The organism is Pseudomonas nitroreducens NBRC 12694, assembly GCF_002091755.1.
Taxonomy (GTDB): domain Bacteria; phylum Pseudomonadota; class Gammaproteobacteria; order Pseudomonadales; family Pseudomonadaceae; genus Pseudomonas; species Pseudomonas nitroreducens.
Genome location: NZ_BDAI01000005.1, coordinates 416,335 through 429,108 on the forward strand (window position 1 = coordinate 416,335; position 12,774 = coordinate 429,108).

Annotated in this window: 7 protein-coding genes; 6 read left to right on the forward strand and 1 reads right to left on the reverse strand. The window is 65.2% G+C overall.

Annotation, left to right across the window (positions count from 1 at the left end):
- Positions 1-218: 218 nt before the first annotated feature.
- Together PNI01S_RS16755 and msrA are read left to right on the forward strand one after the other, a co-directional pair.
- Positions 219-2,918 (forward strand): putative bifunctional diguanylate cyclase/phosphodiesterase, encoded by a 2,700-nt coding sequence (locus PNI01S_RS16755; protein ID WP_024764123.1) that lies wholly within the window; start codon positions 219-221, stop codon positions 2,916-2,918.
- 133 nt (positions 2,919-3,051) lie between these two features.
- Positions 3,052-3,699 (forward strand): peptide-methionine (S)-S-oxide reductase MsrA, encoded by a 648-nt coding sequence (msrA, locus tag PNI01S_RS16760; RefSeq protein ID WP_024764124.1) that lies wholly within the window; start codon positions 3,052-3,054, stop codon positions 3,697-3,699.
- A gap of 108 nt (positions 3,700-3,807) precedes the next feature.
- On the opposite strand, the gene PNI01S_RS16765 is transcribed toward msrA, so the two are convergent.
- Positions 3,808-4,644: a 23S rRNA (adenine(2030)-N(6))-methyltransferase RlmJ gene (locus PNI01S_RS16765; protein WP_084358654.1), complete on the reverse strand. Its 837-nt coding sequence runs from the start codon at positions 4,642-4,644 to the stop codon at positions 3,808-3,810.
- Between the two features lie 178 nt (positions 4,645-4,822).
- On the opposite strand from PNI01S_RS16765, the gene PNI01S_RS16770 reads away from it, so the two are divergent.
- The 4 genes from PNI01S_RS16770 to mscK all read left to right on the forward strand — a co-directional run bounded on the left by PNI01S_RS16770 (position 4,823) and on the right by mscK (position 12,769).
- On the forward strand, positions 4,823-6,625 hold the full coding sequence (locus tag PNI01S_RS16770) for an acyl-CoA dehydrogenase (protein ID WP_084358655.1): 1,803 nt from the start codon (positions 4,823-4,825) through the stop codon (positions 6,623-6,625).
- A 222-nt stretch (positions 6,626-6,847) separates the two neighbouring features.
- Positions 6,848-7,486: a hypothetical protein gene (locus PNI01S_RS16775; RefSeq protein ID WP_065327411.1), complete on the forward strand. Its 639-nt coding sequence runs from the start codon at positions 6,848-6,850 to the stop codon at positions 7,484-7,486.
- Positions 7,487-7,586: 100 nt separating this feature from the next.
- Positions 7,587-9,329, forward strand: a complete 1,743-nt coding sequence (locus tag PNI01S_RS16780) for a potassium/proton antiporter (protein WP_024764128.1) — start codon at positions 7,587-7,589, stop codon at positions 9,327-9,329.
- 83 nt (positions 9,330-9,412) lie between these two features.
- Positions 9,413-12,769, forward strand: coding sequence for a mechanosensitive channel MscK (mscK, locus tag PNI01S_RS16785; RefSeq protein ID WP_084358656.1), 3,357 nt, complete (start codon positions 9,413-9,415; stop codon positions 12,767-12,769).
- Positions 12,770-12,774: the final 5 nt, after the last annotated feature.

A 12,774-nucleotide genomic window follows, 5' to 3' on the forward strand; every position in this document is an offset into this window, starting at 1 on the left:
ACGCCACGCTCGTTCTCTCCAGCCCTGCCGGATGGCGGGGCTTCTTTTTGCCGGACCGGCGGTCAGGCCCAGCGCCCGCCGCTGACTCAACTTCCCACTGTGACGGCCGATACAGTCTTGGCTTGTCATGGCCCCGTGCCTCATGCAAATCTTGCCAACGCCCATAGAAGTCGGGTGGGGCGAAGTACCCCATCCAGCACCCTGGAAATCTCCCGCGCATGAAGAGTCATCCCGATGCCGCCAGCCGTCAGGCGGCCGAGGTTGTCACGCAGCTTCCCGTCCCGTCGAGGCTCGGGATGCTGCGCTTCGAGCGCCTGAACGAGCCCAGCTGGACCCTGCTGTTCCTCGACCCCGGCTGCGAACGCCAGATCGGCGTCCCGGCCCAGGACCTCTGCGGCATACTCGACGCCCCCTACGCCAGCCTGATGGAGCCCGAAGCGCGCCATCGCCTGCATGAGCAGGTGCAGCAGCAACTGCTCAGGGACGGCCGTTACCGGGTGCGCTACCTGCTCCATTCGCCACGCGGCACGCTGAACGTGCTGGAGGTCGGCGAAGCCTTCCAGCAGCACGGCCGCCAACTGCTCCACGGCTACCTGCTACAGACCGAGGCGGACGAGCACGAAACCGAGCTGGACCCGCGCCTGCTGGACCTGGAAGCACAGAACATCCGCCTGAAGATGTCGCTGGAGATGTACCAGCGCTCCCAGGACGAACACCTGCAGCACCTGGTGCGCTCGCGTACCCAGCAAAACCTCATCGTGCGTCTGGCGCGGCACCGCTACCTGTCCAGCGACCCGCTGCTGGAAGCCGCGCAACTGATCGCCCAGGCCGCCTGCGAGGCCTACGATGTCGCCCGCGCCGGCATCTGGCGCCTGCACCCGGACCATCGCCTGGAAGCGGTGACCATCTACCGCCGCGATACCGACCAGTACGAAAAGCCGCAGGATATCGACGCCAGCCACTTCCCCAATTACCTTGACGCGGTGCATAGCGGCCGCGCCATCGACGCCCATAACGCCCAGCAGGACCCGCGCACCCAGGAGCTGGCCATGCGCTACCTGCGCCCGCAGGGCATCAGCGCCATGCTCGACGCCACCATCCGCGTCGGTGGCGAAGTGGTCGGCGTGCTCTGCCTGGAGCATGTCGGCGAAGTGCGCATGTGGCAGAGCGACGAGATAGCCTTCGCCGGCGAACTCGCCGACCAGTACGCCCAGGTGCTGATGAACCACGAGCGGCGCAACGTCTCCAGCGCCCTGCACCTGTTCCAGCGCGCCGTCGAACAGAGCGCCAGCGCCTTCCTGCTGATCGACCGCGAGGGCCTGGTGGAGTACGTCAACCCGAGCTTCACCGCCATCACCCAGTACGGCGCCGACGAAGTGCGCGGCCGCCGCCTGCCGGAGCTACCGGCACTGGCGAATCTCAGCGAACTGCTGTTCGATGCGCGCTCCACCCTGGTCACGCAGAACAGCTGGCAGGGCGAGTTCCGCAGCCGGCGCAAGAATCTGGAGCCCTACTGGGGCCAGTTGTCGCTGTCCAAGGTCTACGACGACAAGGGCGAGCTGACCCACTACATCGGCATCTACGAAGACATCACCCAGAGCAAGCTGGCCCAGCAGCACATCGAGAAGCTCGCCTACCGCGACAATCTCACGGGCCTGGCCAACCGGCACTTCTTCATCAATGCCCTGGAAGAACGCCTGCAGGTGGGCAGCGAGCACTCGCTGAGCCTGCTGCTGGTGGACATCGACAATTTCAAGCGGATCAACGACAGCCTCGGCCACCAGACCGGCGACAAACTGCTGGCCAACCTCGCCCGCCGCCTGCGCAGCAGCCTGAGTGACAGCGCCACCCTGGCGCGCTTCGCCAGCAACGAATTCGCCGTACTGCTGGAAGAGTCCGTGGCCGGCCGTGGCGAGAAGATTGCAGCGCAGATTCTCTCTGTGCTCGATAAGCCGCTGTTCGTCGACAACCAGCTGATCAGCATCACCGGCTCCGTGGGCATCGCCTACGCGCCGCAACACGGTCAGGATCCGCAGACGCTGATGAAGCACGCGGGTCTTGCGCTGCACAAGGCCAAGGCCAATGGCAAGCATCAGGTGCAGACCTTCACCGAGGCGATGACCGCCGAGGCCAGCTACAAGCTGTTCGTCGAGAGCAACCTGCGCCGCGCGCTGGTGCAGGACGAACTGGCCGTGCACTACCAGCCCAAGCTGTGCCTGCGCAGCGGTGCGCTGCTGGGCCTGGAAGCGTTGCTGCGCTGGCAGCACCCGGAGAAGGGCATGATCCGCCCGGACCAATTCATCAGCGTGGCCGAGGAAACCGGCCTGATCATCCCCATCGGCAAGTGGGTGATCCGCCAGGCCTGCCGCCAGGTCCGGGAACTGGCCGCCAAAGGCCTGGGCGAGCTGCACATGGCGATCAACCTGTCGCCCAAGCAGTTCAGCGACCCGGACCTGGTCGGCTCCATCGCCGCGATCCTCCACGAGGAAAGCATCCCGGCCTCGCAGTTGGAACTGGAGTTGACCGAAAGCCTGCTGCTTGACGCCACCGACGACACCCGCCAGCAGCTGGAACGCCTGAAGAACCTCGGCCTGACCCTGGCCATGGACGACTTCGGCACCGGTTACTCGTCGCTGAGCTACCTGAAGAAATTCCCCATCGACGTGATCAAGATCGATCGCAGCTTCATCAAGGACATCCCGGACAACCAGGACGACATGGAGATCACCTCGGCGGTGATCGCCATGGCGCACAACCTCAAGCTGCAGGTGGTTGCCGAAGGCGTCGAGACCGCCGCCCAGCTGGCCTTCCTGCGGCGCAACCGCTGCGACATCGGCCAGGGCTACCTGTTCGACAAGCCCATCCCCAGCCACGACCTCTCCTCCAGCCTGCAGCGCTACCCCTGCCGCCCGCATTGAACGACTCTGGCGCGGCGTGCCCGCAGCCATTCGCACGAGCTGTCTCAAACCTCCCGCAAAGCAAAACAAACGCTGTAATCTTCGGCGAGTACCCGAGTCTATTGCCGCCCCTATTCGACAGGAGACGAATGCCATGACCCTGCGCTCGCAGATACTTGCCCACAAACTGGAACTGCCCAGCTCCGCCCAGGCCCTGCCGGGACGCGAGAGCCCGATGCCGGTGCCCGAAGCGCATTACGTCAATGGCCACCCGCTGACTGCACCCTTCCCCGCCGGCGTGCAGCAGATCGTTGTCGGCCTGGGCTGCTTCTGGGGCGCCGAGCGGCGCTTCTGGCAGCAGCCGGGCGTCTGGGTAACCGCGGTGGGTTATGCCGGCGGCTTCACGCCGAACCCGACCTACGACGAAGTCTGTTCCGGCCTGACCGGCCACAGCGAAGTGGTGCTGGTGGCGTACGACCCGCGCGAAACCAGCATCGAGGCGCTGCTCAAGGTGTTCTGGGAATCCCACGACCCGACCCAGGGCATGCGCCAGGGCAACGACACCGGCACCCAGTACCGCTCGGTGATCTACTGGTTCGACCAGGCGCAGAAGGCTGCCATCGACGCCAGCCGCGCGGCTTTCCAGAAGGAGCTGAGCGCCAAGGGCTACGGCGAGATCACTACGGAAATCCGCGAGGTGCCGCCGTTCTACTATGCCGAGGCCTACCACCAGCAGTACCTGGCGAAGAACCCCAACGGCTACTGTGGCCTGGGCGGCACGGGCGTCTGCCTGCCGGCGTAAGCCATATCTGCAGGAACGGGCTCCGTCCTCGATCAGCACGGCGCCTGCGCCAGATCATCAGGATCGAGCCCGTATCACGAAAAAGCCCCGGCACTGCCAGGGCTTTTTTCATTCCGCGATCAGCCAGTCCACCTGGCTGCTGCCTTCACTCTGCGCCAGCGTCTGGGCCAGCCAGGGCAACAGCCCGCGCAGTTCCTCGTCCAGCGGCCACGGTGGATTGGCAATGACCAGTCCGGAGCCATTCAGGCGGTCGGCCACGTCGGCCGGATGTACGCACAGCTCCACGCGGAGCATCTTCGGCGCCGAGCTCTTTTCCAGGCGCTGGTAGAAACGCTTGAGCTGGCGGCGATCCTTGATCGGGTACCAGATGGCAACCACGGTCTGGCGCATGCGGCCGATGGCTTCGTCCAGTGCGGTTACGCAGCGCTCCAGGTCATCGGGCTGCTCGAAGGGCGGGTCGATCAACAGCACCCCGCGCTTCTCGGAAACCGGCAGGAAAGCCCGCGGCAGCAACCAGCCATCGCCCTGATGCACCGAGATGCGGCGCTCGCCAGCCATGTTGGCCTTGAGCAGGCGGCCGTCTTCCGGGTGCAGCTCGTTGAGCATCACCCGGTCCTGCGGGCGGGTCAGGCGCCGCGCCAGCTCAGGCGAACCGGGGTAGAACTCCAGCCCGCCATCGGGATTCAGCGCGCGGACTACCTCCAGGTAGTCCTGCAGCAGCTCCGGCAGGTCATCGCGCTCCCACAGGCGACCGATGCCCGACTCCCATTCGCCGGTACGGCTGGCTTCGTTACCCAGCAGGTCGTACAGGCCGATGCCGGAATGGCTGTCGAGATAGGCGAAGGGCGTGTCCTTGCGCGCCATCAGCGCGAAGATGCGGGCAAGGACGATGTGTTTCAGCACGTCGGCGTGGTTGCCGGCGTGGTAGGCATGGCGGTAGTTCATGGATAGCGGACTCCTCAAGGCGCGCAGTTTAGGTCCTGCGGCGGGTGCGGTGCGAGTCCGCCGTCGCCGGGGGCCTGCCGGGAGCCGAGTGTTTTAGCCCTTTATCACGCTCATGGATGATTCTGTGCGCGCTTCATTCACCAGACTAGACTGCGCCGATTCCCACGGAGGTCGATCCATGTCCGAGACCCTGCTCAGCTCCCGCAACCTCGCTTTCGAACTCTACGAAGTGCTCGACGCCGAGGCCCTGACCCAGCGCGAACGCTTCGCCGACCACAACCGCGAGACCTTCGATGCGGCCCTGTCCACCGCGCGCGGCATCGCCGAAGAGCTGTTCGCCCCGCACAACCGCAAGAACGACGAGAACGAACCGCAGTACGTCGACGGCGGCGCGGTGCTGATTCCGGAAGTGAAGCCGGCAGTGGATGCGTTCAACGAAGCCGGTTTCCAGAACGCCTCGCGCAGCTTCGAACAGGGCGGCATGCAGTTGCCGCATCTGCTGTCGCGCGCCTGCTTCGCGCACTTCCAGTCGGCCAACATCGCCACCTCGTCCTATCCGATGCTGAGCATGGGCGCCAGCCACCTGATCGAGACCTTCGGCAGCGAAGAACAGAAACGCCTGTTCCTGCAGCCGATGATCGACGCGCGCTTCTTCGGCACCATGGCGCTGACCGAGCCCCACGCCGGCTCGTCGCTGGCGGATATCCGCACCCGCGCCGAACCGGCCGCCGACGGCAGCTACCGGATCAAGGGCAACAAGATCTTCATTTCCGGCGGCGACCACCCGCTGTCGGAGAACATCGTGCACATGGTCCTGGCCAAGCTGCCGGACGCCCCGCCCGGCGTGAAAGGCATCAGCCTGTTCATCGTGCCGAAGTTCCTGGTCAACGACGACGGTTCCCTCGGCGCACGCAACGACGTGACTCTGGCCGGCCTGTTCCACAAGATGGGCTGGCGCGGCACCACCTCCACCGCGCTGAACTTCGGCGACAAGGGCGAGTGCGTCGGCTACCTGGTGGGCAAGCCACACCACGGCCTGGCCTACATGTTCCAGATGATGAACGAGGCGCGCATCGGCGTCGGCATGGGCGCGATCATGCTCGGCTACGCCGGCTACCTGTACTCCCTGGAATACGCCCGCGAGCGCCCGCAAGGCCGCCCGGTGGATGCCAAGGACCCGACCTCGGCGCCCGTCTCCATCGTCCAGCACACCGACGTGAAACGCATGCTGTTGACCCAGAAGTCCTACGTCGAGGGCGCCTTCGACCTCGGCCTGTACGCCTCGCGCCTGGTGGACGACTGCGAAACCCTGCCCACCGAGGAAGAGCGCACGCAGGCCCACGAACTGCTCGACCTGCTCACTCCGATCGTCAAGTCCTGGCCCTCGGAGTTCTGCCTGAAGGCCAACGAGCTGGCGATCCAGATCCTCGGCGGCCACGGCTACACCCGCGAATACCCGGTGGAGCAGTACTACCGCGACAACCGCCTGAACCCGATCCACGAAGGCACCCACGGCATCCAGTCGCTGGACCTGCTCGGCCGCAAGCTGGCGCAGAACAACGGCGCCGGCCTGAAACAGCTGACCCGCCTGATCAACCAGTGCTGCGAGCGCGCCAGCGCGCACCCGTCGCTAGACAAGCTGCGCGAGCCGCTGGAACAACTGATGGCGCGCCTGTCCGCGACCACCCTGAGCCTGCTCGGCGACCTGATGCAGGGCCGCGTAGCCCAGGGCCTGGCCAACTCCGCGCTGTACCTGAAGGTCTTCGGCCACGCCGTGATCGGCTGGCGCTGGCTGGAGCAGGCCATCCGCGCCGAAGAGGGCCTTGCACGAGGCGATGCTTCGGACACCGACTTCTACCGCGGCAAGCTACAGGCCGCGCGCTACTTCCTGACCTGGGAAGTGCCGTCCTGCCACCATGACCTGGCGCTGCTCGAAGCCCGCGACGACACCTGTTCCACCATGCAGGACGCCTGGTTCTAAGCGTCTCGTATGTCCCTTATGCCCCGGTCACGTCCGGGGCTTTTTTATGCCCGGATGAAGGCCGCGTCGCCGACCGCGGAAGCGCCCCACAAGCTGACAGAAGACAGCCTAAAGAATTGGAGGACACTTCCCACGAGAAGCACCGAACCGACCGACAGCAAGGCCTGAGGTAGATGCAATTGAATAGCGACCGCGCATTCTCCATCCCTCTCGACCATGGCCATGCAGACCGTCACTCTCCCGTCACTCCAACGCCACTACCAGAACTTCCTGCCTCTGCTCGCTATCGCTGCAGCACTGGGCTGCACGCTCGTCCTGTTCAACACCGGGTCGACCGACGACGGCAAACAGCGAGACACCGCCCTTTCGCCAAGTACCTCGCCGATCTACAGCGCACCCAGCACAGAAGCCTTCGAGCACGCTGACGACTACCTGAAGGACATCGACAAGGCCATGAGCGACGGGCTTGCCGTGCTGCGCGGTGGCGACAGCAAATCCATCACCTCGCAGAGCCGCTACTTCAACGCACTGGTCAATGCCGGCTATGCACAGTTCGGCTCGTCCTATTACGACCCGCTGGGCAGTTGCGGCGTCACCGGCAGCTCGGCGCGCCACCTCTGGCACACGCAGATTCGCGCCCTGAGCGCCGATGCCGGGCACAGCATCGCCGGCGAGGTCGCCAATGCCCGCGCCATCCTGCAACGAGACAGGCAATCCTGCCTGGACGCCGTCAGACTGCCTCTGGAAGAGGCACTGAAATGGGCGCCCACCGCACTCTCCGGGCTCAATCTGGTGCCCACCTGGCAAGGCAGTGCAGGCTGGCTTGAAAGCACCGTCGAACGGTCCTCAACAAACCTTTGACAGCCTTGTAAATCCGCAGGTTAGAATCGATTGGCATGCGGCCTGCATCCTGATCCTCGAGTAGCGTCGCCACTCCCCTATCCCCCAGGAGGTCGACATATTGGATGCCGTGGCCATCAACAGCTATTTCCTGATCGCTGCCGTGCTGATCGGCATGAGCATCCTGGTCAGCTCGCTGTCCTCGCGCCTGGGCATCCCGATCCTGGTCATCTTTCTCGCCGTGGGCATGATCGCGGGCACCGACGGCCCCGGCGGCATCGGTTTCTCGAACTATCCCATGGCCTACCTGGTGGGCAACCTGGCGCTGGCGGTGATACTGCTGGACGGCGGCTTGCGCACGCGGGTGTCGAGTTTCCGTGTGGCACTCTGGCCCGCGCTGTCGCTGGCCACTGCCGGGGTGCTGATCACCGCAGGGCTGACCGGCATCGCCGCGGCCTGGCTGTTCAAGCTGAGCTGGATGGAAGGCCTGCTGATCGGCGCCATCGTCGGCTCCACCGACGCTGCGGCGGTGTTCTCGCTGCTGGGCGGCAAGGGCCTGAACGAGCGGGTCACCGCGACCCTGGAAATCGAGTCGGGCAGCAACGACCCCATGGCAGTATTCCTCACCGTTACCCTGATCGACATGCTTGCCCACGGCGAGAGCGGCCTGTCCTGGAGCTTCCTCTGGCACTTCCTGCGCGAGTTCGGCATCGGCTCGGTACTGGGCCTGGGTGGCGGCTGGCTGCTGCTGCAGGTGATCAATCGCATCCACCTGGCCAACGGCTTGTACCCGCTGCTGGCCATCAGCGGCGGCCTGCTGATCTTCGCCGTGGCCAACGCGGTGCACGGCAGCGGCATCCTGGCCATCTACCTGTGTGGCCTGGTGCTGGGCAACCAGCCGATCCGCTCGCGCCACGGCATCATGCACATGCTCGACGGCATGGCCTGGCTGGCGCAGATCGGCATGTTCCTGGTCCTCGGCCTGCTGGTCACGCCACACGACCTCTGGCCCATCGCCCTGCCCGCTCTCGGCCTGGCGCTGTGGATGATCCTCTTTGCCCGTCCGCTGTCGGTGCTGGTGGGCCTTGCGCCGTTCCGCGCCTTCCATGGTCGCGAGAAGGCCTTCATCGCCTGGGTCGGCCTGCGTGGCGCGGTGCCGATCATCCTCGCGGTGTTCCCGCTGATGGCCGGGCTGCCCAACGCCCAGCTGTTCTTCAACGTCGCCTTCTTCATCGTGCTGGTCTCGCTGCTGGTGCAGGGCACCAGCCTGCCCTGGGCCGCCAAGCTGTTGCGCGTGGTGGTACCACCGGATCCGGCGCCGATCTCCCGCGCCGGCCTGGAAGTCCACCCCACCAGCGAGTGGGAGCTGTTCGTCTATCACCTGAGCAAGGAAAAATGGTGCATCGGCGCCGCCCTGCGCGAGCTGAAGATGCCCGAAGGCACCCGAATCGCCGCGCTGTTCCGTGGCACCCAGTTGCTGCACCCCTCGGGCAGTACCATCCTCGAAGCCGACGACATCCTCTGCGTGATCGGCCACGAGCATGACCTCTCGCCGCTGGGCAAGCTGTTCAGCCAGGCGCCGGACCGCGGCCTGAGCGCGCGCTTCTTCGGCGATTTCGTCCTCGAGGGCGACGCCCAGCTCTCCGCCGTGGCCTCGCTTTACGGCCTGAAGCTCGAAGGCGTGGATGGCGAGCAGAACCTGGGCCGCTTCATCGCCCAAGAAATCGGCGGCCAGGCGATCATCGGCGACCAGGTGGAATGGAACGGCCTGACCTGGACCGTTGCCGCCCTGGACGGGAACAAGATCCGCAAGGTCGGGGTCAAATTCCCGGAAGGCCGTCCCGGTCCCGGGCTCTTCCTCTGACCGCCTACCGGTGCCCGCTTGCGGGTGCCGGCCCGCCAGCACTACCCTCACTCCACTTTTTGCACGAGCCGCTGATCGCGACCATGTCATTCCTGCTGCGTACCTTTCTGACTGCCGTCCTCCTGTGCGGCGCGTTCACCGGCCTGCCCGCGCAGGCCGCCGATACCACCGTGCCCAGCGCCGAAAAGGTGCAACAGAGCCTCGACGGTCTGGCCGACCGCAAGCTGCCCGAGGCGGACGCCAAAGCGCTCAAGGCCACCCTGGAAAACACGCTCAAGCTGCTCGCCGCCAAGACCGATGCCGAGCAGCAATTGCAGGAGCTGAACGGCAAGCTGGCCGACGCACCCAAGCTGATCAATGAAAACCAGAAGGCGCTCAGCCGCCTCAAGGGCAGCAGCGACAAGCCCGCCAGCCAACGCTACGCCGGTTTCAACGCTACCCAGCTGGAAATGACCCTCAACGAGCAGTCCACCCAACTGGCCGCGTGGCAGAAAGAACTGGTGGACGCCAAGAGCGACATCCTCACTGCGCAGACCCGTCCCGAGCGCGCCCAGGCCGATCTGAGCAAGAACCAGACACGCCTGCTGGAGATCGCCGGCATCCTCAAGGCCGGCAAGGACGGTAGCAAGACGCTCAGCGAAGAGCATCGCAACGAACTGCTTGCCGAACAGGCCCTGCTCACTGCCCAGAACCCGCTGTTGCGCAAGCAACTGGCCGGCAACAACCTGCTGCTCGACCTCGCTTCCAGCCAGCGCGACCTGCTCGCCGAACGCATTGGCCGCGAGGAGCGCGAGACCCTCGAACTGCAGACGATGATCAGCGACAAGCGCCGCGAGCAATCCGAACAGACTGTCGCCAAACTGTCCAAGGACACCGACCAGGCTGCCGGCACCGACAGCCTGCTGAGCCAGCAGAGCGCCACCAACCTCAAGCTCTCCGACTACCTGCTGCGCACCACCGACCGCCTTAACACGCTCACCCGGCGCAACCTGGAGGCCAAGCAGCAACTGGACAACCTGACCCAGGGCGAGCAGGCGCTGGACGAGCAGATCAACGTGCTGCGCGGCAGCCTGCTGCTGTCGAAGATCCTCTACCAGCAGAAACAATCGCTGCCGGTGATCAAGACCGACCAGGACCTCGCCGACGAAATCGCCGACCTGCGTCTCTACCAGTTCGAGTTGAACCAGAAGCGCGACGAAATCAACAACACCCAGCTCTACATCGACAACCTGCTTGCCCAGCAGGCCCAGGAAAGCGTCACACCGCAACTGCGCCACGACCTCAACGAGCTGGTGAATACCCGCCTGGAGCTGATGGAGCGCCTCAACCACGAACTCAACGCGCTGCTCAACGAAGCCATTACGCTGCAGCTCAACCAGAAGCAGCTCAAGGAAACCAGCGACAGCCTGCGCGCCACCCTCGACGAGCAGATGTTCTGGATCCCCAGCAACCGCCCGCTGGACCTGTCGTGGTTCAAGATGACCCCGACTCTGCTACACCACCAGCTCGCCGAAGTGCCCTGGGGATCGGGTGTGCAGGAGCTGTTCGAAGGCCTGATCGACCGGCCTTTCCTGTTCCTGCCGCTGCTCCTGCTGGTCGCCGGGCTGCTGTGGAAGCGCAAGTTCCTCTACGACAAGCTGGAATCGCTGAACGACGACATCGGCCACTTCAAGCGTGACAGCCAGGCGCACACCCCGCTGGCTCTACTGCTCGCGGTGCTGCTGGCGCTGCCCGGAACGCTGGCCCTGGCCATCGCCGGCCTCGCCCTGCTGCTCGACGCCCGTGGGCAGAACGCCACCCTGGGCAGTGCGCTGCTGGAGATGGCGCAGGTCTGGCTGGTGTTCTACACCGCACACCGTATCCTGCGCCCCGGCGGCATCGCCGAGCGACACTTCCACTGGAGCCAGTCGCAGGTGCAGTTCCTCGGCAAGCTGATGCGCCGACTGGGCCTGGTGGTGATGTCGCTGGTCGCGGTGGTGACCGTCGCCGAGCACTCACCGGCATCCCTCGCCGATGACGTGATTGGCATCGCCGTGGTGTTGTTCGGCTATGGCGCCATGACCTGGCTGCTCGCCCAGCTGCTGTTCAACAGCCCGTCCAGCGAGCGTCCGTCAATGATCAAGATGGTCGTCGGCCTGGGCTTCACTGCCCTGCCAGTGGCATTGTTCCTCGCCGTGGGCTTCGGCTACTACTACACCGCGCTAAAGCTGACCGACCGGCTGATCGACACCTTGTTCCTGCTGATGTTCTGGATGGTGGTGGAAGCCACCTTCGTCCGCGGCATGGGCGTCGCCGCGCGCCGCCTGGCCTACCAGCGCGCCCTGGCGAAGCGGCAGAACGCACCCAAGGAAGGCATCGAGGGCAGCGAGGTCGTCGTGGAAGAGCCCACCCTGGGCATCGAGCAGATCAACGAGCAGTCCATGCGCCTGATCCGCCTGGGCCTGCTGATCGGCTTCGTGGTCACCCTGTACTGGGTCTGGGCCGACCTGATCAGCGTGGTCTCGTACCTCGACAACGTGACTCTCTACCAATACACCAGCGGCACAGGCGACGCGGCCTCCACCACGCCGATCAGCCTCAGCGACTTCCTCATGGCCATGGTCATCGCGGCTGTCACCGTGGCCCTGGCGCGCAACCTGCCCGGCCTGCTGGAAGTGCTGGTACTGCAACGCCTGACCCTGGCCCAGGGCAGCGCCTACGCCATCACCACCCTGCTGTCCTACACCATCAGCGGCATCGGCTTCGTCAGCGCGCTGTCCACCCTCGGGGTGAGCTGGGACAAGCTGCAATGGCTGGTGGCCGCCCTGTCGGTAGGCCTGGGCTTCGGCCTGCAGGCGATCTTCTCCAACTTCGTCTCCGGCCTGATCATCCTCTTCGAGCGCCCGGTGCGGATCGGCGACGTGGTGACCATCGGCACGCTGTCCGGCACCGTCAGCCGGATTCGTATCCGCGCCACCACTATCACCGACTTCGACCGCAAGGAAATCATCGTCCCCAACCAGACCTTCATCACCGGGCAACTGGTGAACTGGTCGCTGAGCGATACCGTGACGCGGGTGACCATCAAGATCGGTCTGGCCTACGAGAGCGACCTGCCGCTGGCGCGCAAGATCATGCTCGACGCGGCCCACGCCAACCCGCGCATCCTGCGCGACCCGGAACCGGTGCTGTACTTCACCACCATCAGCGCCAGCACCTTCGACTACGAACTGCGCTTCCATGTGCGCGAACTGGGCGACCGCAATCCGGCGGTGGACGAGACCCTGACTCGCATCGCCCTGGCCTTCCGCGAGGCCGGCATCGACATGGCCTTCAACCAGGTCGACGTGTTCCTGAAGAACTTCCAGGGCCAGGAAGCCCAGGTCATCGTCGGCCAGCAGCAGCCCACCGCCACGCCCGTGAAGATCAGCCAGGACAAGCCCAACGGCGACAAGGCCTGAGGCTG

Coding starts and splice junctions, on each gene's coding strand:
- PNI01S_RS16755 (WP_024764123.1), top strand. CDS start 219: ATGAAGAGTCATCCCGATGCCGCCAGCCGTCAGGCGGCCGAGGTTGTC.
- msrA (WP_024764124.1), top strand. CDS start 3,052: ATGACCCTGCGCTCGCAGATACTTGCCCACAAACTGGAACTGCCCAGC.
- PNI01S_RS16765 (WP_084358654.1), bottom strand. CDS start 4,644: ATGAACTACCGCCATGCCTACCACGCCGGCAACCACGCCGACGTGCTG.
- PNI01S_RS16770 (WP_084358655.1), top strand. CDS start 4,823: ATGTCCGAGACCCTGCTCAGCTCCCGCAACCTCGCTTTCGAACTCTAC.
- PNI01S_RS16775 (WP_065327411.1), top strand. CDS start 6,848: ATGCAGACCGTCACTCTCCCGTCACTCCAACGCCACTACCAGAACTTC.
- mscK (WP_084358656.1), top strand. CDS start 9,413: ATGTCATTCCTGCTGCGTACCTTTCTGACTGCCGTCCTCCTGTGCGGC.